Origin of the sequence: Methylobacterium mesophilicum (assembly GCF_022179445.1) — a bacterium.
GTDB lineage: Bacteria > Pseudomonadota > Alphaproteobacteria > Rhizobiales > Beijerinckiaceae > Methylobacterium > Methylobacterium mesophilicum.
In genome coordinates, this window is sequence record NZ_BPQU01000001.1 from 51,972 (window position 1) to 69,034 (window position 17,063).

Annotated in this window: 17 protein-coding genes, 1 other RNA gene and 1 pseudogene; 7 read left to right on the top strand and 12 right to left on the bottom strand. The window is 69.9% G+C overall.

The genetic code is table 11. The features are described 5' to 3' along the window. Positions 1 to 36: 36 nt before the first annotated feature. Together ffs and MFF40_RS00280 are read right to left on the bottom strand one after the other, a co-directional pair. An RNA gene (gene ffs / locus MFF40_RS00275) (signal recognition particle sRNA small type) lies at positions 37 to 135 on the bottom strand. A 41-nt stretch (positions 136 to 176) separates the two neighbouring features. Continuing rightward, positions 177 to 437 carry a PepSY domain-containing protein gene (locus MFF40_RS00280; protein WP_147857039.1) on the bottom strand — a complete coding sequence of 87 codons (261 nt, stop codon included), beginning with the start codon at positions 435 to 437 and terminating at the stop codon, positions 177 to 179. Positions 438 to 595: 158 nt separating this feature from the next. On the opposite strand from MFF40_RS00280, the gene MFF40_RS00285 reads away from it, so the two are divergent. Continuing rightward, on the top strand, positions 596 to 2,134 hold the full coding sequence (locus MFF40_RS00285) for a YifB family Mg chelatase-like AAA ATPase (protein ID WP_238259335.1): 1,539 nt from the start codon (positions 596 to 598) through the stop codon (positions 2,132 to 2,134). Continuing rightward, on the top strand, positions 2,131 to 3,873 hold the full coding sequence (locus MFF40_RS00290) for a bifunctional protein-serine/threonine kinase/phosphatase (RefSeq protein ID WP_238259336.1): 1,743 nt from the start codon (positions 2,131 to 2,133) through the stop codon (positions 3,871 to 3,873). Before MFF40_RS00285 ends, MFF40_RS00290 begins: the two co-directional genes overlap by 4 nt. Positions 3,874 to 3,882: 9 nt before the next feature. On the opposite strand, the gene MFF40_RS00295 is transcribed toward MFF40_RS00290, so the two are convergent. The 5 genes from MFF40_RS00295 to MFF40_RS00315 all read right to left on the bottom strand — a co-directional run bounded on the left by MFF40_RS00295 (position 3,883) and on the right by MFF40_RS00315 (position 8,442). Further along, entirely contained in the window at positions 3,883 to 4,602 is a 720-nt protein-coding gene (locus tag MFF40_RS00295) for a glutathione S-transferase (RefSeq protein ID WP_238259337.1), read from the bottom strand. A 47-nt stretch (positions 4,603 to 4,649) separates the two neighbouring features. Further along, on the bottom strand, positions 4,650 to 5,096 hold the full coding sequence (locus MFF40_RS00300) for a hypothetical protein (protein ID WP_147856855.1): 447 nt from the start codon (positions 5,094 to 5,096) through the stop codon (positions 4,650 to 4,652). Positions 5,097 to 5,222: 126 nt separating this feature from the next. Next, positions 5,223 to 5,630, bottom strand: a complete 408-nt coding sequence (locus MFF40_RS00305; RefSeq protein ID WP_238259338.1) for a hypothetical protein — start codon at positions 5,628 to 5,630, stop codon at positions 5,223 to 5,225. Between the two features lie 34 nt (positions 5,631 to 5,664). Then, a complete protein-coding gene (locus MFF40_RS00310) occupies positions 5,665 to 7,542 on the bottom strand; it encodes a methylmalonyl-CoA mutase family protein (RefSeq protein WP_238259339.1) in 1,878 nt (625 codons plus the stop codon). 96 nt (positions 7,543 to 7,638) lie between these two features. Next, entirely contained in the window at positions 7,639 to 8,442 is an 804-nt protein-coding gene (locus tag MFF40_RS00315; protein WP_147854298.1) for an undecaprenyl-diphosphate phosphatase, read from the bottom strand. 255 nt (positions 8,443 to 8,697) lie between these two features. On the opposite strand from MFF40_RS00315, the gene MFF40_RS00320 reads away from it, so the two are divergent. The 3 genes from MFF40_RS00320 to MFF40_RS00330 are packed head-to-tail and all read left to right on the top strand — an operon-like array spanning position 8,698 to position 11,425. Continuing rightward, the gene (locus tag MFF40_RS00320; RefSeq protein ID WP_007561448.1) at positions 8,698 to 9,390 is read left to right on the top strand and encodes a glutathione S-transferase family protein; all 693 of its coding nucleotides are present in this window, start codon (positions 8,698 to 8,700) and stop codon (positions 9,388 to 9,390) included. A gap of 29 nt (positions 9,391 to 9,419) precedes the next feature. Next, positions 9,420 to 10,565 (top strand): tRNA epoxyqueuosine(34) reductase QueG, encoded by a 1,146-nt coding sequence (queG, locus tag MFF40_RS00325; protein ID WP_283206082.1) that lies wholly within the window; start codon positions 9,420 to 9,422, stop codon positions 10,563 to 10,565. Then, entirely contained in the window at positions 10,562 to 11,425 is an 864-nt protein-coding gene (locus tag MFF40_RS00330) for an SDR family oxidoreductase (RefSeq protein ID WP_147854299.1), read from the top strand. The genes queG and MFF40_RS00330 overlap by 4 nt, the downstream gene beginning before the upstream one ends. Here the strand turns inward: MFF40_RS00330 and MFF40_RS00335 are convergent, their stop codons facing one another. Genes MFF40_RS00335 through MFF40_RS28765 form a run of 3 tightly spaced genes read right to left on the bottom strand, consistent with a single transcriptional unit; the run spans position 11,426 to position 13,247 of the window. Then, the gene (locus tag MFF40_RS00335) at positions 11,426 to 12,250 is read right to left on the bottom strand and encodes a metal ABC transporter permease (protein ID WP_147896934.1); all 825 of its coding nucleotides are present in this window, start codon (positions 12,248 to 12,250) and stop codon (positions 11,426 to 11,428) included. Positions 12,251 to 12,297: 47 nt separating this feature from the next. Continuing rightward, complete coding sequence (locus MFF40_RS00340; RefSeq protein ID WP_147896914.1) at positions 12,298 to 13,116, bottom strand: metal ABC transporter ATP-binding protein; 819 nt, start codon at positions 13,114 to 13,116, stop codon at positions 12,298 to 12,300. Then, positions 13,113 to 13,247, bottom strand: a complete 135-nt coding sequence (locus MFF40_RS28765; RefSeq protein WP_281406482.1) for a hypothetical protein — start codon at positions 13,245 to 13,247, stop codon at positions 13,113 to 13,115. Before MFF40_RS28765 ends, MFF40_RS00340 begins: the two co-directional genes overlap by 4 nt. Positions 13,248 to 13,371: 124 nt before the next feature. Here MFF40_RS28765 and MFF40_RS00345 point away from each other — a divergent pair, with 124 nt between their 5' ends. Then, positions 13,372 to 13,857: a transcriptional repressor gene (locus MFF40_RS00345; protein ID WP_147854301.1), complete on the top strand. Its 486-nt coding sequence runs from the start codon at positions 13,372 to 13,374 to the stop codon at positions 13,855 to 13,857. 17 nt (positions 13,858 to 13,874) lie between these two features. On the opposite strand, the gene MFF40_RS00350 is transcribed toward MFF40_RS00345, so the two are convergent. Together MFF40_RS00350 and hmuQ are read right to left on the bottom strand one after the other, a co-directional pair. After that, positions 13,875 to 15,380, bottom strand: a complete 1,506-nt coding sequence (locus MFF40_RS00350; protein WP_147854302.1) for an undecaprenyl-phosphate glucose phosphotransferase — start codon at positions 15,378 to 15,380, stop codon at positions 13,875 to 13,877. A gap of 440 nt (positions 15,381 to 15,820) precedes the next feature. Next, entirely contained in the window at positions 15,821 to 16,165 is a 345-nt protein-coding gene (gene hmuQ / locus MFF40_RS00355; RefSeq protein WP_147854303.1) for a heme-degrading protein HmuQ, read from the bottom strand. A 484-nt stretch (positions 16,166 to 16,649) separates the two neighbouring features. On the opposite strand from hmuQ, the pseudogene MFF40_RS00360 reads away from it, so the two are divergent. Then, positions 16,650 to 17,030: pseudogene (locus tag MFF40_RS00360) on the top strand (helix-turn-helix domain-containing protein); the annotation flags it as partial. Positions 17,031 to 17,063 lie beyond the last annotated feature (33 nt).

Sequence of the window (17,063 nt, forward strand, 5' to 3'; positions counted from 1 at the left end):
CGGGCTGCCGAGCGCCAAGAAACGAGGCAAGAAATAAGGTGGGAGGCTGGACGAAGACCCGCTCGGTCTCGTTAGGGCTGCTTCCTTCCGGATCTGACCCGGTTGGCGAGTGAAACGTCCCTCGCCAACCCCCCGCCGGCTATATGGCCGGGCTCTTTGCCGAACGCAAGCGCCGGCTACTCGGCCTTGCGCTTGACCACAGCAAGGGTCTTGGGATCGAGCTTCAGGTCGAACTGCTTGCCGCTGGCGTCGATGGCGTCGTCCACCTCGATCATGCCGTCGTCGAGTTCGATCTCCTTCCACTTGGTGAAGCCCTCCTGGCGGAGCACGGCCTCGACCTTGGCCTGCTGGTCGGGCGGCAGCTTCTCGTCGGCCCGGGCGACGCTGGTGAGGCCGGCGGCCAGGGTGAGGGCGAGGAAGGGGGCGGCGAGGCGCATGAGGGGCTCCGTGTCTTCGTTGCGTGCCGGCTTTGAACAGGAAGAGGACGCCGAGGTTCCGGCCTGACCGCGATCCTCTTGAGGCCGCTTCGATTTTCCCGCACAGCTAAGGTTGCCCGTCGCGCCGCTCCGGCGCCGGGGCCCAGGACTGCCGACCTATGGTCACACGCGTCGCCACCGTGGCGTTCGAGGGGATCGAGGCCCGGGCCGTGGACGTGCAGGTCCAGATCATCCCGGGCAACGTCGTCTTCAACGTGGTCGGCCTGCCCGACAAGGCGGTGGCCGAATCGCGCGAGCGGGTGCGTGGCGCGCTGATCGCCTCGGGTCTTGCGCTGCCGGCCAAGCGCATCACCGTCAACCTCGCCCCGGCCGACTTGCCGAAGGAAGGCTCGCACTACGACCTCCCGATCGCGCTCGGCGTCATGGCGGCGATCGGGGCGATCCCAGCCGACGCGTTGGGGGGCTATTGCGTGCTCGGCGAGCTGGCTTTGGACGGCAGCATCACGGCGGTGAACGGCGTGCTGCCGGCCGCCATCGCGGCGGGGGCGCGCGGCCTCGGGCTGATCTGCCCGGCCGCGACCGGGTCCGAGGCGGCCTGGGCGGGTGGCGATCTCGACGTGCTCGCCCCGCGCTCGCTGATCCAGCTCGCCAACCACTTCAAGGGCAGCCAGGTCATGGCCCGGCCGGAACCGTCCGTGGCCAGCCTGGCCGGACCGCTGCCGGATCTCTCCGATATCAAGGGTCAGGAGGGGGCCAAGCGGGCCCTGGAGATTGCGGCGGCGGGCGGTCACAACCTTCTGATGAACGGGCCGCCCGGCTCCGGAAAGTCGATGCTCGCCGCCCGTCTGCCGTCGATCCTGCCGCCGCTGACGCCGCGGGAATTGCTCGACATCTCCATGATCCAGTCGGTGGCGGGCCAGCTGAAGGGCGGCGCGCTCTCGAACCGCCGGCCGTTCCGGCAGCCGCATCATTCCGCCTCGATGGCGGCCTTGGTCGGCGGCGGTCTCGGCGCGCGACCCGGGGAGGTGTCGCTCGCCCATGGCGGCGTGCTGTTCCTGGACGAATTGCCCGAGTTCAACCCGCAGGCGCTCGACAGCCTGCGCCAGCCGATGGAGACCGGGGAGGTGATGATCGCCCGGGCGAACCACCGGGTGACCTACCCGGCGCGCTTCCAGCTCGTGGCGGCCATGAACCCGTGCCGCTGCGGGCAAGGCTTGGAGCCGGGCTATGCCTGCCGGCGCGGGCCGAACGCGCGCTGCATGGCGCAGTACCAGTCCCGGATCTCCGGGCCGATGCTCGACCGGATCGACCTGCGCATCGAGGTCCCGGCGGTCACGGCCGCCGACCTGATCCTGCCGCCGCCGGCCGAGGGCTCCCGCGAGGCCGCCGCCCGGGTCGCCGAAGCCCGCACGCTCCAGACGACGCGCTATGCCGCCCGCGCCCTGCCGGCCGCCACCACCAATGCCACCTGCCCGGCGACGCTGATCGAGGAGGTGGCGAGCCCCGATGCCGAGGGTGCGGCCCTGATCCGGCAGGCGGCCGAGAGCATGCGGCTCTCCGCCCGCGGCTTCCACCGAACCCTCCGGGTGGCGCGCACGCTGGCCGACCTCGACGGAGAGGCGCAGGTGCGCCGGCTACACCTGGCCGAGGCTCTGTCCTATCGCGGCCGGGGCGACGCGTCCGCGGCGGCCGCGTGAGCGCGGACCTGGCCGTCACGATCGGGCAGGCCAGCGCGGCCGGCCGCAAGGATGCGAACCAGGATTTCCACGGTGCCCTGGTGCCGGTGCAGCCGGCGCTCGGCCTCAAAGGGATCGCGGTGGCGCTGGCCGACGGGATCAGCAGCAGCGCGGTCGGCGCCCTGGCGAGCGAGACCGCGGTCAAGAGCTTCCTCGGCGACTACTACGCCACCCCGGACACGTGGTCGGTGAAGTCCTCGGCCCAGCGGGTGATCGCGGCGACGAATTCCTGGCTCTACGCGCAGACACGGCGCGGGCGCGACCCGCACGATGCCGACAAGGGCTACGTCACCACCTTCGATGCGCTTGTCCTGAAGGCGCGCACCGCGCACCTGTTCCATGTCGGCGATGCCCGGATCTGGCGTGTCGCCGGCCGGTCCTTGGAGCAACTCACCGAGGATCACAGAGTCGTGGTCTCCGCGGCGGAATCGTATCTCGGTCGCGCGCTCGGGGCGGGTGGGCATGTCGAGATCGATTATCACACGGCGAGCCTGGAGGCCGGCGACGTCTTCGTGCTGACGACCGACGGCGTCCACGAGCATGTCCGCCCGCGGGACGTGGCCGCCATGATCGCCGAGGCCGGAGACGATCTCGACGGCGCCGCCCGGGCGATCGTGGAGGCCGCGCACGAGGCCGGCAGCCCGGACAACCTGACCGTCCAGATCGTGCGGATCGACTCCGTGCCGGAGGGCGAGCCGGCCGACTTGCTCGGTGGCGTCGAGGGGCTCGATCCGGCACCCCTGCTCGATCCGCCGGCCGACTTCGACGGCTACCGGCTGCTGCGCACGCTGCATTCCGGACCGCGCAGCCGGGTCTACCTGGCGCTCGACGCGGAGACCGGGGATCCGGTCGCGCTGAAGGTCCTATCCCTCGATCTGCGCGACGACCCGGCCCAGCGCAAGCGCTTCGCCCTGGAGGAGTGGATCGCCCGGCGGATCGACAGCCCGCACGTGCTCAAGGCCCATCTGCAGACCCGCCGCCGCAGCCACCTCTACACGGTCATGCGCTACGTCGAGGGTCAGACCCTGACCCAGTGGATGCGCGACCACCCGGCTCCCGAGTTGGAGGCGGTGCGCGGCCTCGTCGAGCAACTGGCGAAGGGCGTGCAGGCCTTCCACCGAAAAGAGATGGTCCACCAGGATCTGCGTCCCGACAACGTCCTGATCGACAAAGCCGGCACCGTCCAGGTCATCGATTTCGGCGCCACCAAGGTGGCCGGGGTGGTTGAGGGCGATCCCCGGCTCGATGCGGCCGAGATCCTGGGGACCGTGCAATACACGGCGCCGGAATGCTTCCTGGGCGAGCCGTCCATGGCCTGTTCCGACATCTTCGCGATGGGGGTGATCGCCTACCAGATGCTCACCGGCCGGCTGCCCTACGCTGACCGGGTGCCCCGGGCGTTGACGCGCGCGGCCCAGCGCAAGCTCCGCTACGTCTCGGCCCGCAATGCCCGGCCGCTGTTGCCGGCCTGGGTCGATGGGGCGCTCCGGAAGGCCGTGCATGCCGATCCCGCCCGCCGGTACCAGGCGCTCTCGGAATTCGTCCACGATCTCCGGCACCCCAACCCGGCCTTCACGGAGACCCGACGGGCGTCGCTGCTAGAGCGCGATCCGCTGCTGTTCTGGCGGTTGCTGTCGCTGGTGCTGGGCCTCGTCGCACTCGGGCTGGCCGGCATCCTGATCGCCCACCCGCCCCGGTGACTCGGCGCGTCAACGGTCCAGTTCGGGATACCGGCGGAAGATTCCGTCCTCGTTGAACGGGATGCGCCGGTCGCTCGCCAGGTAGGCGGCGATGCGCGGGCGCTGCGCCACCGCTTCGTGCAGCCGGGCGACATGCGGCGTGTCGCGCAGGGCAGCATTGGATGCGTTCGGGAAGGCGTAGCGCAATCCGGCGACAAGTTGGAACAGGGATAGGTCGGCGTAGGACAGCTTTGATCCGACCAGGCGTTCGCTCCCGTTCGCCGCCAGCACGCGCTCGAAATACCCGAAAAATTTGGGGATGCGGTCCTGGCGGAACCCTTCGGCCCGGCGCGCGGCCTCCGGCTTCTGGTCGGCGTAGTACAGGCCGACCCCGAGGGGATGGTGCGTGTCGTGGGCCTCATCCACCGAATCCGCGATGGTGAGCTGCAATTGGTGCGTCCAGATCCGGTCCGCCTCGGAGGCGCCGACGAGGCCGAGGCGCGGCCCGAGATAGAGCAGGATCGCGGTGCTCTGGCCGATCACGACATCGCCGTCGCGCAAGAACGGCGGCGCGAAGGGCGGCCGGCGATTGCCCGGATCGGCGAGGCGGTCGAGCATCGGCTCGATGCCGCCGGCGTCGTTGTCGTGGCGCGCGACGTCGACATAGTCGGCACCGGCCTCTTCGAGGGCGAGGCGGACGAACTCGCCGCGCCCCTGGATCATCGGCCAGTAATGCAGCTCGTAGGGCATCGCGTCTCCTCCACCGGGAAGGCGCGGTGCCGGCGCGCGGTTCCCGCTCAGTTGCCCGGGGCGTCGCCGTCGGTCGCCTTCTCGGGCGGCGGCTCGGCGCTGGCGACCGCCTTGTGGGCCAGCATCGGCTGCAGGTGCTCGGCGAGCTGCTGGTCGAGATGCTTGACGTAGGCGCCCTTGAAGTAGCGCTCACCCGTCTTTGCGCCGTAGAGCCGGTCATGGGCCTGGATCATCGCGGCCACCTCCGGGCGGCACAGGAAACCGGTGATGCCCACCGCCTCGTACCAATGGCCGGCCCGGGCCTCGGCCGTCGCCTTCGGGTTCGCCAGCACGGTCTCGGCGAAGCATTCCGTCGCCGCCTGCCGCAGCGGGCCCAGAACCTTCTCGGCCTCCGCCTTGTTCACCACCGGCGCGGCCGGATGGCGGTGGGGACGCGCCTCAGCCGTCGATGCCAGCGCGAGAACGGCGAAGGTGGCGAGGATCGTGGACTTCATGCGGGCGGCCTCGTCGGGTGTCCGAATGGCGTTCAGCATTCCCTCATGATTGCGTCGGGATCGCGGCTGACGGGACGTTGCGTCCGCCCGATCTCGGGCAAGATGCGGACGATTTCGCGACCGCGCTCAGCCCCGCCGCTCGGCCCGCCAGCGGCCGCGGCAGGCGAGGGCGCCGGAGGCGGCCCAGGTGCCGGCGCCGAACCCGTTCGGGCCGAGCCGGCCGGCGACGTCGGCGGTGCCGAGCCCGTTGGCGATCGAGCCCCGGACCACGCCGTTCCGGGCGACGCTGCCCTGCACGACGAAGGCTGTCCCCATGAGGCGCGCCTGCCCGTGCTCGATGCGCACCGGGTATCGGTAGGCCCGGTGGCAGGGACCGGATTCGGTGCGGATCTCGACGCTCCAAGTGCCGTCGAACCGGTATGGGCCGTCGAACCGGTCCGGGATCCGGACGCCCCGCGGCGTCGCCGCGGCTGGGATCGCGTGTCCGAGGATCAGGGCGGCGCCGGTCAGGCACCCGAAACGGTGTCGGCTCATGGCGATGATCGGGGCAGGCGGTCTCGTGATCGTCTCAGGCGGCGGGCGGCCGCACGGCGGCCCGGAGGGCACCGTTGAGCAGGCTCACCAGATCGCAGCCGACATGCAGGAAGGCATGGACGCCCGCCGCCTTCAGGGGATCGATCAGGTCCACCGGCTTGCCGGCGAGGTAGATCGTTCCGGCACCCGCCTGCTTAAGGGCTTCCGCGGCCGCCACCGCGTGCTCGGCGTAGAGCGCGTCGGTCGAGCAGATGCAGGCGAGCGTCGCGCCGGATTCCCGGAATGCCGCCGCGAGGGCGGCCGGGTCCGTGAAGCCGTCGTTCGACACGGCCTCGATGCCGCCCGCCGCGAAGGCGTTGGCCGCGAAGGTCGCCCGGGCGTTGAAGGCCGAGACCGTGCCGAGATTGGCCAGGAACACGGCGGGCCGACGCCCGGATTTCGCCAAGACTGCGTCGGAGGCGTCGCGCAGCGCCTCGAAGGGCTCGGCCAGACGGATCGACGGCAGCGCATCGCAGGCGACGGCCGAACCGGAGCCGAAATTCGAGGCTGGGCGGGCGGTCACCGGCTTCACGTCGAGGACCGTGACCGGCTTCTCGGCGAGGTTCGGGAACTCGCTCGCGCCGGTCAGGGGCTCGCGGCGGGTCGCCACGGCCTTGGCCCGGGCCTCGCGAGTCAGCTCGATGCGCCGCTGCAGCTTGCCGACGCTGAGCGAGGCGACGATGCCGCCTTCGGCCTCGATCGCCTGGAACGCCTCCCAGGCCGCCTCGGCGAGCTGGGCGGTCAGCGTCTCGAACCCGCCCGCACCGGCCGCCGGATCGCTGACCCGCGCCAGGTGCGATTCCTCCAGCAGAACGATCTGGCTGTTGCGTGCCACCCGCCGGGCGAAGGCGTCGGGCAGGCCGAGCGCGAGGGTGTAGGGCAGGACCGTGACGCTGTCGGCGCCGCCCATGCCGGCCGACGCGGCGGCCATGCCGGTGCGCAGGATGTTCACGAACGGATCGCGCCGGGTCATCATCCGCCATGCGGTCTCGGCGTGGAGGCGCAGGGGCTTCGGATCCAGCCCGCAGGCCTGCTCGATCCGGGCCCAGAGCCGCCGCATGGCGCGGAACTTCGAGACCGTGACGAACTCGTCGGCATCGGCGGCGAGCAGCACCGAGATCCGGTCGCGCGCCGTGGCGAGGTCGTGGCCGGCGGCTTCCAGGGCGCGCAGGTAGGTGACCGCGGTAGCGAGCACGGCGCCGAGTTCGGCCGCCTCTCCGGCCCCGGCCTCGTGGTAGGGGCGCCCGTCGGCCAGGAGGGCTCGGCCGGTGAAGCCCGCGGCTTCGAGGTCGGAGACGGTGTCGGCCAGCCGCGGGGCGATCTCGGACCAGACCGCGCCGAGGCTGCCGGTGGCGGCGAGCGTCCCCACCGGATCGATGGCGAGGTCGAGGTCGTAGGTCGAGAGGTCTTCACCGCGGCGGGCCGCGAGGTCCTTCACCAGGGCGGCGACTTCCAGGCCGCACGCGCCCGCGTCGAAGCGCAGGGCGATCAGCGGCAGCATCACGCCCTTCAGCACGGCGTCGAGATCCTCGACACTCCGGGCGGTCAGGCCGTAGCCCCGGGCGCCGGCCGCGCCGGAGAACACCAGGGCCAGCGCGTCGGAGCCACCTTCGAGGTCGGTCATCGCCTGGGTGTTGGCGATCGCGATCTCGGGATGATCGACCCGCTGGGATACGCGCCAGGGGCCGGGCTCGCGGAAGGGTTGCGCAGTCGGCTCCGCACGCTCGTAGAGCGGCTCGATCCGCAGGCCGTCGCTCGTCCGGGAGACCAGCCGTTTCTCGAAGTCGGCGCCCTTCAGGACGCTGTCCACGAGGCCGAGCCAGCGCGCCCGGTCGGCGGGCTTGAACAGGTCGGCGAGCGGTGTGTCTTCCATCGGATAGTCCCCGGGCGCGGCGTCTTGTGCACCGCTTTCAGGGACTTGCCTCGCATGCCGCTCGCCCGGAGGCAATCGCCCGTTGGACGAGGATTGTTATCCGAGGATGATCAACCCGGCGAAGCCCAGGGCGCCGACGATGATCCGCCACCAGGCGAACAGCCGGAACCCATGGCGGGACACGTAGTCGAGCAGCACGCGGACCACGAACAGGGCCGAGACGAACGACACGATGAAGCCGATCACGATCAGGCCGACATCGTCGCGCGAGAGGAATTTGTAGTTGTCGAACAGGTCCTTGGCGAAGGCGCCGGCCATGGTCGGCATCGCCAGGTAGAACGAGAACTCGGTGGCCGAGCGCTTGTCGGCGCCCATCAGCATCGCGCCCACGATGGTCGCGCCCGAGCGCGACACGCCCGGGATCATGGCCAGGCACTGGAAGATGCCGATCTTCAGGTCCATCGGCAGGGAGAAGTCGTAGACGTCGGTCTTCTTCACCTCGAGGTCGGTGTCGTCGAGGACGAGCAGCACCAGGCCGCCGGCCACCAGCGTCGCGCACACGATCCACGGGTTGAACAGGTAGGCCTTGATCACCTTCGAGAAGAGGCCGCCGATGATCGCGGCCGGCAGGAACGCCACCAGGATGCCGATCACGAAGCGGCGAGCCTGCGGGTTGGTCGGGAGTGCGGTGGCGATGCCGACCAGGCGGCGGAAATACACCGTCAGGATCGCCAGGATCGCCCCGAGCTGGATCAGCACCTCGAAGGTGTTGTTGGGGGAGTGGAAGCCGATGAAGTGGCCGACCAGGAGCTGGTGACCGGTGGACGAGACCGGGATGAACTCCGTCGCGCCCTCGACCAGAGCGAGAAGGACCGCCTTCCCGATGCTTACCGGATCCATTGTCGAGCCTCGCGCCGCGGGCGCACGCCGGCCCGAACCAGGCGCGTCGCGAACCGTCCAAAGAATGTGCCCGGAGGCTTCGCCCATCAGGGTTGACGAGCGGTTACCGGAGCGGGCCGCGCGTGTTAAGGGCTCGGCAACGATCGAGCAATAACGCTCGCTCTGAAGTCCTGCGCGCCGAAATCCCACGCGCCGGGGCCGACGACCGGCGCGGGACTGTCCGCGCCGTCTGACCGAGCAGTCCTCACGGCCTCAATGGCGACCCTCTACCACTTCCCCTTCTGCGCGAACTCCCGGTTCATCCGTCTCGTGCTCGCCGAGATGGGCCTGGAACCGACGCTGTTCGAGGAGCGCCCCTGGGAGCGCCGGGACGATTTTCTGCTGATCAATCCGGCGGGCTCCACGCCCGTGCTGCTGGAGCAGACCGGTCTCGTCGTGCCGGGTGCCGGAGTGATCGCCGAATACCTGGACGAGACGAGGGGCCTCGGGCTTTCCGGCCGCCGCATGTTGCCGGACGACACGGTGGAGCGCGTCGAGGTCCGGCGTCTGCTGGACTGGTTCCTGATCAAATTCGATTCCGAGGTCACCGGCTACCTGGTCAACGAGAAGATCTCGAAGCGCTTCATGTCGGCGCACGAGGGCGGCGGCCCGCCGGACATGAACGCGATCCGGGCGGCGCGCACCAACGTGCGCTACCACCTCAAGTATATCGGCTATCTCATCGCGCGCCGGCGCTGGCTCGCGGGCGACAACCTGACCTATGCCGACCTGGCGGCGGCCGCCCATCTCTCGTGCGCCGACTATCTCGGCGACGTGCCGTGGGACGAGGACGAGATGGCCCGCAACTGGTATGCTCGGGTCAAGTCGCGGCCCTCGTTCCGGGGGCTGCTCGCCGACCGGGTGGCCGGCATGCCGCCGGCGGCCCATTACGCGGATCTGGATTTCTGAGCGCACGACGGACCTATCACGGTGCCGACCTGCGCCGCCTCGTCGAGGGGCGGGCGCGCCATCTCGGCTTCTGCGGGATGCGGGTCACGCGGCCCGACCGGCTCCCGGACCTGCCCGCGCGCCTGTCGTCCTGGCTGGAGGAAGGCGCCCACGGCACCATGGACTGGATGGCGGAACGCGCCGACCAGCGCGCGAGCCCGGTCGGCCTCTGGCCGGGCCTGCGCAGCATCCTGGTCTTCGCCATGAGCTACCGCCCGGACGACGATCCGCTCGACCTCGTGGCCATGAAGGAGCGCGGCGCGATCGCGGCCTATGCCCGCCGCCGGGACTATCACGACGTTTTGAAAGGCCGCCTGAAGGAACTCGGCGGCTACCTGTCCGCCAAGGGCGACGTCCGGGTGAAGGTCTTCTGCGACACCGCCCCGGTCATGGAGAAAGCCCTGGCTGAGGCCGCCGGTCTCGGCTGGCAGGGCAAGCACACGGTGCTGCTCTCCCGGGAGCACGGCAACTGGCTGCTGCTGGGGGCGATCTACACCAGCGCCGAGTTCGAGGCCGACGAGCCCGGGCGCGGCCATTGCGGCTCCTGCCGGGCCTGCCTCGACATCTGCCCGACCGATGCCTTCCCGGCTCCGTACCGGCTCGATGCGCGGCGCTGCATCTCATACCTGACCATCGAGCATGCCGGGCCGATCGCGGCGGAGTTCCGGACGGCGATCGGCAACCGCGTGTTCGGCTGCGACGATTGCCTGGCGGTCTGCCCCTGGAACAAGTTCGCCCGGACCGCGGCCGATGCCCGCCTGGCCGCCCGGGCGGACCTCGCGGCTCCGGCGCTGGTGGATCTTGCCGGATTGGATGATGCGTCGTTCCGGAAACTCTTCGCCGGCACGCCGGTGAAGCGCACCGGCCGGGACCGGTTTCTTCGCAACGTCATGATCGCGGTCGGCAATTCCGGGGATCCCGACCTCGCGGATGCGGCGATCGCGCGGCTCGCAGACGACTCGCCGCTGGTGCGCGGCATGGCGGTGTGGGCCTGCGGTCGCCTGCTGGAGCCAGCCACCGTCCAGGCACTGCGCCGGCAGCACGAAGCCGCCGAGACGGATTCGCACGTTCGCGACGAGTGGAGTGCCGTCACCGCCTTGACGGAAGTCCGGGCCGGCGAGACATCCCCGCCATGAACCTCTTCATCTTCGGGCTCGGCTTCACAGGCCGGCGTTTCGCCGAGCGGGCGCGCGACCGCTTCCAGACGGTGCGGGCCACCGTCACCGACCCGGCGAGTGCCGCGCGCATCGCCGCCGAGACCGGCTTCACGATGCGGGCCTTCGGGCCGGAAGCCGACGATCCCCACATCGCCGATGATCTCGCCGACACCGATGCGCTCCTCGTCTCGGCGCCGCCGTCCGAGCGGGGCGACCCGGTGCTGCGGCGCTATGCGGACGCGATCGCGGCGAGCCGGGTCGGCTGGATCGGCTACCTCTCGACCATCGGCGTCTACGGCGACCAGGGCGGCGCCTGGATCGACGAGACCACGCCGGCCGCGCCGCGCAGCGCCCGCTCCCGGATCCGGCTCGAGGCCGAGGCGGCCTGGTTCGATCTCGGCGCCCGGACCGGCAAGGCCGTGCAGGTGTTCCGGCTGTCGGGTATCTACGGCCCGGGGCGCAACCCGATCGTTAAGCTGCGCGAGGGTCGGTCGCAGCGCATCGTGAAGGCGGGCCAGGTCTTCAACCGCATCCATGTCGACGACATCGCGACGACCCTGCTGGCCTCGCTCGACCGTCCGAGGCCGGGGGCGGTCTACAACGTCACCGACGACGAGCCGACGCCGCCGCAGACCGTGACCGAGCACGCCGCCGTGCTCGCCGGCTTGCCGCTGCCGCCGGAGATCGACTTCGAGACCGCCGACCTGTCTCCGATGGCGCGCAGCTTCTACGGCGAGAACAAGCGCGTGCGGAACCGGCTGATCCGGGACGAACTCGGCGTCGCGCTGGCCTACCCGACCTATCGCGAAGGGCTTGCTGCCTTGAAGGACGAGGCCTGATCAGGCTTCCAGGTGCCGCGGCCGGACGAGGCGACGGAGCAGGCCGCCGCGCGGGCCGGCGAGCATCGAGACGATGTAGAGCGCGCCGGCGGCGAGCACGATGGCCGGGCCGCTCGGCAAGTCGAGCTGGTAGGACAGGCTGAGCCCGGTCACGCTCGCCACCGCGGCGATCAGCATCGAGACCGGGATCAGGCCGCCGAGGTCGCGCGCCCAGAACCGGGCCGCCACGGCCGGCAGCAGCATCAGCCCGACCGCCAGCAGGGTCCCGAGCGCCTGGAAGCCGCCCACGAGGTTCACCACCACCAGCGCCAGGAAGGCGAGATGCACCGGGCCGCCGCTGCGGCTCACCGTGCGCAGGAACAGCGGATCGACGCATTCCATCACCAGCGGCCGGTAGATCGCGGCGAGCACCACCAGGGTCAGCGTGCTGATGCCGCCGAGCAGGATCAGCGCGGCGTCGTCTAGGGCCAGCACCGAGCCGAACAGGAAGTGCATCAGGTCGATCTGCGAGCCGCGTAAGGACACCAGCAGCACGCCGCCGGCCAGCGAGATCAGGTAGAAGGCCGCGAGGTTCGAATCCTCGCGCACCACCGTGGCCCGGGTGACCGCGCCGGCGAGCAGCGCCACCGCCAGACCGGCGACCAGCCCGCCGAGCGTCATGGCCGGCAGCGAAAGGCCGGCGACCAGGAAGCCGGCCGCGGCACCCGGCAGGATCGCGTGGCTCATCGCGTCGCTCATCAGACTCATCCGGCGCAGGGTCAGGAAGACCCCGACCGGCGGCGCCGAGACCGACAGTGCGAGGCAGCCCGCCAGCGCCCGGCGCATGAAGCCGAACTCCACGAAGGGTGCCAGCAGCGGTCCGAACGGATCGATCACGCCGCGTCCTCGTGATGATGGTCGTGGGCGTCCGGGCCGTGCGATCCGTGATCATGCCCGCGCGCGTCGGCTGTCCGGGGCCCGACGCAGACCGGGGCGTCCTCGTCCCAGGCTTCGGAGAGGTTGCGCGCCCGCGCCAGGTTCTCCGGCGTCAGAACCCGGGCGGTCGGCCCCCAGGCCACGGCTTCCCGAGCCAGCAGGAGCGTGGTCGGGAAATGCTCGCGCACCTGGGTCAGGTCGTGCAGGGCGGCGACGACGGTGCGCCCCTGGCCGTGCCAGATCCGGATCAGCGCCAGCAGGTCGTCGACCGTGCGGTTGTCGATGCCGGTGAACGGCTCGTCGAGGAGCATCACCGGGCAATCCTGCAGGATCAGGCGGGCGAACAGGGCCCGCCGGAATTGCCCGCCCGAAAGGGTGCTGATCGGGCGCGCCTCGAAGCCGCCGAGCCCGACCGCATCGAGGGCCGCCCCGATCTCCGGCCGACGCCGGCCAAGGCTGCGCCAGGATCCGGCCTTCCGCCAAAGACCCATGCCGGCGAGGTCCATCACGCTCAGCGGAAAGCTTCGGTCGATCTCGTCGGCCTGGGGCAGGTAGGCGAGGGCGCCGGAGCGATCGATATGCCCTTCGAGGCAGCGGATCTCGCCGGCCATCCCCTTGAGCAGCGTCGACTTGCCGGCCCCGTTCGGCCCGACCAGCGCCAGCAGGTCACCGGCGCGCACGGTTCCCGACAGGTGGTGGATTGCCGGATGCCGATCGTAGCCCAGGGTCAGGCCGACCAGGTGGATCGCATCCTGCATCGCGGGACGGTCGCTCATGCGGAGAGCGCCCAGGCGATCGCCAGCCAGACCAGGGCCGACAGCGCCACCGCCAGTGCGAGGCGCGGGCCGATGCCGCTGCGGAACAGAGATCGCGGAACCGCTTGGCGTGGGCTGGAAATCGGGGGCAAGACGTCCTCGTCGCGCGCTCGGGCCGGCGCGGGGACCGGTCGGGCTACTGGTGCGTTCCGGGGCCGCGGTGATACACTGTAACAAACCCGCCGGACAACCGGCGGTTTCGGGGTTGGAGCGATCATGCACCGTCACGAGGGTCACGACGCGTGCCAGGCGGGCGTCGGCGACATGCTCGCGCGGGCGGAAGCCGTCTGTCGCGAGCGCGGTCTGCAATTCACGCCGCTGCGCCGCGAGGTGATGGAAGCGGTGGCGGAGGCCGGGAAGGCCCAGGGTGCCTACGACATCGCCGAGAAGCTCAGCGCGCCGGGCAAGCGCGTGGCGCCGGTCTCGGTCTACCGCGCCTTGGACTTCCTCATGCAGCAGGGCCTGGTCCACCGGATCGCCAGCCGCAACGCGTTCATCCCCTGCGCCCACGGGCATGCCCCGGGGGAGGGGGTCGTGTTCCTGATCTGCCGCACCTGCGGCGGCGTCGACGAAGCTTCGTCCGAGGAATTGGAGGACGGTCTCGGCCGCACCTTGAAGCGGGCGGGCTTCACGCCGGCCCACAGCATCCTGGAAGTCGAGGGTGATTGCGGGGCCTGCCGGGAGCGTGCGCAGGAATCCTGAGGTGCGCCCCGGGTCGCTCAGCGCGCGTTCTTGTAGGCACGGCGCGAGACGATGGTCTGGACCATGATCTGGAGATCGAACCAGATCGACCAGTTGTCGATGTAGTGCAGGTCGCAGGCGACGCGGCGTTCCATGTCGAGGTCGGTCAGGGTCTCGCCGCGATAGCCGTTGACCTGGGCCCAGCCGGTGATGCCAGGGCGCACGTTGTGCCGCCTCGCGTAGAGCGCGATCCGACGCTCGAAGCTGCGGTCATGCGCCAGGGCGTGGGGGCGCGGGCCGACCAGCGACATCTCGCCCTTGAGGACGTTCAGGAGCTGCGGCAGCTCGTCGAGATTGGTCCGCCGCAGGATCGCGCCGACCTGGGTGATGCGGCTGTCGTTGCGGGTCGCCTGCTTGAACACCGCGTTGGCATCCGCCCGCATCGACCGGAACTTGAACACACCGAAGGGCTGCTGGTTGAAGCCGTAGCGCTTCTGGCGGAAGAAGACCGGGCCCGGGCTGTCGAGCTTGATCGCCACGGCGATGGCCGCGAGCAGCGGCGACAGCGACACCAGGGCGATCGCCGCCACCGTGAGGTCGAGGGCGCGCTTGAGCAGGATCTCGGTGACGTTGAGCGGCCGGCGACCGATATTGATGCCGGAGACGCCGCCGACCCGGGCGACCTGCATGTCGGGGAATCGGTCGAGGACGCTGCCTGGCCGCAGGTGCAGCGCGGACGGCACCCGCAGGAACGCGTCGATGCAGCGCTCCACCTCGGCGGTGTCGGTCCACGGCACCAGCACGAACACGTCGTCCGGGCGCAGGAACCGGACCACCGACACGGCGAGGTCGAGATCCTCCTGGAGCTGGTCGTGCCGCGACACGGTGTCGGCGCCCGGATCGACCCGGCGCAGGTAGCTGGTGCCGACGATCCGGGACCCGAGCTGCTCGGCCTCGTGGCTGGCGTAGAACCGGGCGATGTCTTCCTCGTAGCCCACGAGGTGGACGCGGCTGGCCGAGGCCGATCCCGCCGTCAGGCTCCGGCGGACCAGGCGGGTCGCCACGGTGCGGGTCAGCAGCAGAGCGGGCAGGCCGAGCAGGAACGCTGTGATCGAGACGATACGCGAATAGTCGTTGGTCGTCTTGGTCAGGAAGCCGACGACCAGCACCGCCGCCCAGGCGACCAGCCAGAGCGAGGCGATGCGCTGGACGTTCAGCTTCTGCGCCATGATGCCGTCGAGGCTGTAATCCTCGCGCAGGACGTTCGACGAGACGATGATGGCGCTGAGCAGCGCGGCCAGGCGCAGCCCGCGGAAGGCCGTCACCCACACGCTGTCGCCCGCGAAAGCGATCTGGTAGCCGAATTCCACGGCCAGGATGACGGCGACGATCGCCCCGATCTCGGCCACGGCGAGCGACGACGACATCGCGATCCGCGCGAACGCGCGACCGCGGCGTGGCAGGAGCGCCGACCACACGCTGCGACGGCGTTCGGCCGAGGTCGGCAGGGGCTGGAAAGTCTCCGGAACCCGCTCGTGAAACATGTTGCTTGCCACGTCCCGGTTTGATCGGACTTTGTCCCGGTCTGAAACACGAAAGATTTCAGCGCCGGCATCTGCCGATGACGGAGCAAGGGGTGAGCCGCGAAATCCGGTAGTCCGGCCGCTTCGGAGTGGCCGCCCATTTAGGCGAACGTCTGGCGGTCGGCAATACATGGTAAATGCTGAGTCACCAGAATACGGAGACATGCAGTGCGCGACCGTTCGACGGCTTGATACCAGCAGTTGCGTGGTAATGCCGGGACGTTGCTGAACGGTTGAATTTTGGCGGACTAAGAAGCTTGGCCGAGTCTCGCGGTATCCCGGACACAGGGGCGGCGCGGTGCCTGCGCGCGGCCGTCGACGGGGTCGCCCAACCTTACGTCGTCCCGCCGCCGGACCAGGTTTTGGTCCGGCGGCGGGTCATGAAGGCGGTGTTAGCAGCGTCAGGCGGTGGCGGCCTGCTTCGCGGATTCGGCGCCGCCGACGGTCTGCACCATCTCGAAGCCCTCGAATTGCGGGTGCCCGAGATAAAGCGGCTTGGTCGACGGGGCCCGGCTGTGCGCCTTGCGGAACTGCTCGGAGCGCGTCCAGGCCTCGAACTCGGCGCGCGAGCGCCAGACGGTGTGCGAGGCGTAGAGGACGTGATCCTCCTGCTCCGGCCCACGCAACAGGTGGAACTCGACGAAGCCCTCCATCTCGCCGAGATGGCTGTCACGCCCGAGCCAGACGGCCTCGAAGTCCTCGGTCGCATCCTTAACGACCTTGAAGCGATTCATCGCGATAAACATGCTGTTCTCCGTTGAGAGGCTGAATTTAGGCCCCGAAGCCGGTCCGGGCGAGCCCTGCTGCGGCGACGCGGCGCGCGCGAAGCACTGCGCAGACTTATCTGATCGACATTTCAGCAACAATGTTTCGAAGATACGTCGGGTTAAACCACAAGATGTATGCTTAGACTTGCGGAGCTTAACAACTTGGTGTCCAATTGCCGGACGGTCCATATTGTGTCGCAGTCGGGGTGTAGGCCGATTGCTATAGCGCTCACGGTCGACGCGAAATTTTGTTCGGCAAACGGGAGCAAGTGACAATAAGGGCTTAGAGCCGTTGCCGTTTGCAATGCATTCGGTTGCTGCTCTAGCGTGCGACACCGCACGTTAGGTATAGGCGCGTTATGAGATCGAGGGTCGGACGGTGAAGCGGCGCGATGGCGAGGCGGGAACACCGGATCCGCAAGGGGACGCTGTTCAAAGCGCGGACAAGGACGTGACCAGTCAGATCATGCCGAAGCAGACCACCGACGTCGATCGACTGGTCGGTATTCGCATCACCGCGTTGCGGAAGGCCCGCGGCCTCAGCCAGACCGCGCTCGGCAACGCCGTCGGCGTCACGTTCCAGCAGGTCCAGAAATACGAGAAGGGCCAGAACCGGGTCGGTGCGGGCCGGCTGCGCGAGATCGCGCGCCTGCTCGAGGTGCCGGTGTCGGCCTTCTTCGAGGAGAGCGAGCCCCGCGAGAACGCCCAGGAGGACGTGTTCGGCTTCCTCAGCGCCCACGGGGCGATCGAGCTGCTGCGCGCCTACGCGTTGATCGAGGACGAGCAGATGCGCCGCGACGTCCTCGCGCTGGTCCGGAGCGCCGCGCGGCTGGCGCAGGCCCGCACCGCACCGCACCGCCCTCAGCCGATCCGGTCT

What these genes read in the sequence shown, in the direction of transcription:
- MFF40_RS00280 (WP_147857039.1), bottom strand. Translation starts at nt 437, where the DNA reads ATGCGCCTCGCCGCCCCCTTCCTCGCCCTCACCCTGGCCGCCGGCCTC.
- MFF40_RS00285 (WP_238259335.1), top strand. Translation starts at nt 596, where the DNA reads ATGGTCACACGCGTCGCCACCGTGGCGTTCGAGGGGATCGAGGCCCGG.
- MFF40_RS00295 (WP_238259337.1), bottom strand. Translation starts at nt 4,602, where the DNA reads ATGCCCTACGAGCTGCATTACTGGCCGATGATCCAGGGGCGCGGCGAG.
- MFF40_RS00300 (WP_147856855.1), bottom strand. Translation starts at nt 5,096, where the DNA reads ATGAAGTCCACGATCCTCGCCACCTTCGCCGTTCTCGCGCTGGCATCG.
- MFF40_RS00305 (WP_238259338.1), bottom strand. Translation starts at nt 5,630, where the DNA reads ATGAGCCGACACCGTTTCGGGTGCCTGACCGGCGCCGCCCTGATCCTC.
- MFF40_RS00310 (WP_238259339.1), bottom strand. Translation starts at nt 7,542, where the DNA reads ATGGAAGACACACCGCTCGCCGACCTGTTCAAGCCCGCCGACCGGGCG.
- MFF40_RS00315 (WP_147854298.1), bottom strand. Translation starts at nt 8,442, where the DNA reads ATGGATCCGGTAAGCATCGGGAAGGCGGTCCTTCTCGCTCTGGTCGAG.
- MFF40_RS00320 (WP_007561448.1), top strand. Translation starts at nt 8,698, where the DNA reads ATGGCGACCCTCTACCACTTCCCCTTCTGCGCGAACTCCCGGTTCATC.
- MFF40_RS00330 (WP_147854299.1), top strand. Translation starts at nt 10,562, where the DNA reads ATGAACCTCTTCATCTTCGGGCTCGGCTTCACAGGCCGGCGTTTCGCC.
- MFF40_RS00335 (WP_147896934.1), bottom strand. Translation starts at nt 12,250, where the DNA reads ATGCGCCGGGCGCTGGCGGGCTGCCTCGCACTGTCGGTCTCGGCGCCG.
- MFF40_RS00340 (WP_147896914.1), bottom strand. Translation starts at nt 13,116, where the DNA reads ATGAGCGACCGTCCCGCGATGCAGGATGCGATCCACCTGGTCGGCCTG.
- MFF40_RS00345 (WP_147854301.1), top strand. Translation starts at nt 13,372, where the DNA reads ATGCACCGTCACGAGGGTCACGACGCGTGCCAGGCGGGCGTCGGCGAC.
- MFF40_RS00350 (WP_147854302.1), bottom strand. Translation starts at nt 15,380, where the DNA reads ATGTTTCACGAGCGGGTTCCGGAGACTTTCCAGCCCCTGCCGACCTCG.
- hmuQ (WP_147854303.1), bottom strand. Translation starts at nt 16,165, where the DNA reads ATGTTTATCGCGATGAATCGCTTCAAGGTCGTTAAGGATGCGACCGAG.